Source organism: Caulobacter sp. 10L414 (genome assembly GCF_056395525.1).
Genome location: NZ_JBFTJR010000121.1, coordinates 1 through 3,243, shown reverse-complemented (window position 1 = coordinate 3,243; position 3,243 = coordinate 1). Strand labels below are relative to the sequence as shown.

2 protein-coding genes and 1 pseudogene are annotated in these 3,243 nt (G+C 67.3%); 2 read left to right on the top strand and 1 reads right to left on the bottom strand.

What is annotated here, in order from left to right:
- Positions 1-542: 542 nt before the first annotated feature.
- Positions 543-665 carry a hypothetical protein gene (locus tag AC1DCG_RS24955; protein ID WP_477031452.1) on the top strand — a complete coding sequence of 41 codons (123 nt, stop codon included), beginning with the start codon at positions 543-545 and terminating at the stop codon, positions 663-665.
- A gap of 145 nt (positions 666-810) precedes the next feature.
- Positions 811-2,769, top strand: a complete 1,959-nt coding sequence (gene rpoD / locus AC1DCG_RS24950; protein ID WP_165262924.1) for an RNA polymerase sigma factor RpoD — start codon at positions 811-813, stop codon at positions 2,767-2,769.
- Between the two features lie 121 nt (positions 2,770-2,890).
- Here the strand turns inward: rpoD and AC1DCG_RS24945 are convergent.
- Positions 2,891-3,243: pseudogene (locus AC1DCG_RS24945) on the bottom strand (hypothetical protein); the annotation flags it as partial.

The following is a 3,243-nucleotide window of genomic DNA, read 5'->3' as shown; positions in this document are numbered from 1 at the left end:
AACGACGCGGCGGAGCGGTCGACGAAGCCGAAACGCTAAACAAACCTACGGTCCCCGGGCTCCGCCCGGCCGCTCCGCGCCTCCCCGACCTAACGCGTGCGAACGCGGGAGCACGAGAACCYRTGCCCAMCCCTCAAGGAACCTCCCCCYSTGGGGGAGGCGATCGCGCAGCGATCGGTGGGGGGAGTGACTGCGAAACCGGCCGCCGCCTCGAAAGCTGAAACCGGCCCCCCGCCGGCCTTCGGCCGCCCCCCCCACAGGGGGAGGTTCGCCGATCAAGACCCTCCCCCTGAAGGGGGAGCATCTGGACGAAGGGCCGGAGGGGGCCAGCGCCGCCCTGAAAAGCCAAAGAAACCGCCCTTCCCGCTGCTCGCCATCTTGACACCGGCGTCACCCACGGCCATTTGCCGACTCAAGGATTTGCCACGCAGCTGATTTGACATCGATCGGGCCGCCAACGCACAGCGCGCGCCCTCTTTGAAACAGGATGTCATCCTCGCAGCGCCAGGTCCCAGCGGTCGTCGGTCGAAAGATCGACGTTCATGAACGCCGCGCTCGAAGCCGCCGCCCTCCGCCCAGTTCGTGCGGAGCGTTACCCCGTGGCGTTTCGTGCGTTAGTTCACAGAACGTCGAAAAAATTTTCGCCGATCCTGCTGGAAACCTGAAGCGCCTGCGCAGCGGGGTCCTAACCCTTGAGGAAGCAGTCGCCGCCCCGAACTCGCGAGGATCCGCGGAAGGCCGGCGACATGTTGAGGCATTCTCGGCCCGTCCCCCGCCGCAAAGGGGACGGCGCCGAATTCGGAGAGCTTGATGAGCAACAATTCCACGGCCGAGACCGAAGCGCCCGAAGCCACCGGTGGTGATGGTCCGCTCCTCGACCTGACCGACGCCGGCGTAAAGAAGTTCATCAAACAGGCGAAGGCCCGCGGCTACGTCACGATGGACGAGCTGAACAAGGTGCTGCCGTCGGAAGAAGTCAGCCCCGACGCCATCGAAGACACGCTGGCCATGCTCAGCGAGATGGGCGTCAACGTCGTCGAGGCCGAGGAAGACGCCGAGAACGCCGAGGGCGGCGAAGTCGCCACGCGCGACGAGAGCACCGCGGTCATCACCAGCGACAAGCCGGCCGCCTACGACCGCACCGACGACCCCGTGCGCATGTACCTGCGCGAGATGGGCTCGGTCGAACTGCTGAGCCGCGAGGGCGAAATCGCCATCGCCAAGCGCATCGAGGCCGGCCGCGACACGATGATCCGCGGCCTGTGCGAAAGCGCCCTGACCTTCGAAGCCATCATGGTGTGGCGCGAGGAGCTCTCGACCGGCCGCATCCTGCTGCGTGAAGTCATCGACCTGGAAGGCACCTACGCCGCGATCAACGGCGGCGCGGCCCAGCCCGCGGCCGAAGACGACGACGGCGAACCGGCCGAGCCGGTCGACCAGGAAGCCGGCGAAGCCAAGCCCGAGGGCGAAGGCGACGACGAAGACGACTTCGACGACGGCGCCGGCCCGACCGTCAGCGCCATGGAAGGCGAGCTGCGCGAAGGCGTGATGGCCATCCTCGACGCCATCGCCAGCGAGTTCGAGACCTTCCGCAAGCTGCAGGACAAGCTGGTCGGCAGCCGCCTGAAGGGCCAGGATCTGAGCGACGCCGACCGCAAGGCCTATGAGGGCCTGTCGGCGACGATCATCCAGCACCTCAAGACGCTGAAGCTGAACAACAACCGCATCGAGGCGCTGGTCGAGCAGCTCTATGCGATCAACAAGCGCCTGATCGGTCTGGAAGGCCGCCTGCTGCGCCTGGCCGACAGCTACGGCATCAGCCGCGCCGAGTTCCTCAAGGCCTATTTCGGCTCCGAGCTGAACCCGACCTGGACCGAACAGGTCAAGGGCATGGGCGTGCGCTGGACCAAGTTCGTCGAGAACGACACCAGCTCGGTCAGCGACATCCGTCAGGAAATCGCCGCCCTGGCCACCGAGACCGGCGTGCCGATCGACGACTATCGCCGCATCGTCCAGACCGTGCAGAAGGGCGAGCGCGAGGCCCGTCAGGCCAAGAAGGAAATGGTCGAGGCCAACCTGCGCCTCGTGATCTCGATCGCCAAGAAGTACACCAACCGCGGCCTGCAGTTCCTGGACCTGATCCAGGAAGGCAACATCGGCCTGATGAAGGCCGTCGACAAGTTCGAGTACCGCCGCGGCTACAAGTTCTCGACCTACGCCACCTGGTGGATCCGTCAGGCCATCACCCGCTCGATCGCCGACCAGGCGCGGACCATCCGCATCCCGGTCCACATGATCGAGACGATCAACAAGATCGTCCGCACCAGCCGCCAGATGCTGCACGAGATCGGCCGCGAGCCGACCCCGGAAGAGCTGGCCGAAAAGCTGGCCATGCCGCTGGAAAAGGTGCGCAAGGTCCTGAAGATCGCCAAGGAGCCGATCTCGCTCGAAACGCCGATCGGCGACGAGGAAGACAGCCACCTGGGCGACTTCATCGAGGACAAGAACGCCGTCCTGCCGATCGACGCGGCCATCCAGTCGAACCTGCGGGAAACCACCACCCGCGTGCTGGCCTCGCTGACCCCACGTGAAGAGCGCGTGCTGCGCATGCGCTTCGGCATCGGCATGAACACCGACCACACGCTGGAAGAAGTCGGCCAGCAGTTCTCGGTGACCCGCGAACGCATCCGTCAGATCGAGGCCAAGGCCCTGCGCAAGCTCAAGCACCCGAGCCGCTCGCGCAAGCTGCGCAGCTTYCTCGACAGCTGATCGGCTGCAGGACCAGACAAGACGAAGGCGGCGTCCGCAAGGACGCCGCCTTTTTCTTTGGGCCCGCCGAAGAAGAGGGGCGACCGAAGCCGCCCCCCGAAGTTCGACGCAGAACGCCGGCTCAGTTGTTGCCGGTCTTGACGTCGGCCGAGCCCGCGCCATTGGCCGAACCCGAGACGCCGCTGCGCGAGGCCGAGCCCGACAGGCCCAGCGAGCCGGACTGGCCGGCGCCGCCCTTGCTGGTCGAGGCGCTGGACGAGCCCGAACCGCCGGCCGAGCCCGAGGCGCCGTCACGGCTGATCGAGCCGCCGCCGGTCAGGGCGCCGTCGCCGGTCGCGTTGGTCGAGGCGGCCGCGTCGCGGGCCGAGCCGGCGGCGTTGCGGGAGACGCCCGTGGCGCGACTGGCCGCGCCCGTGGCCCGATCACGCGCCGAACCGGCCGCGCCCTGGGCGCGGGAAGCCGCGTTCGAGGCGG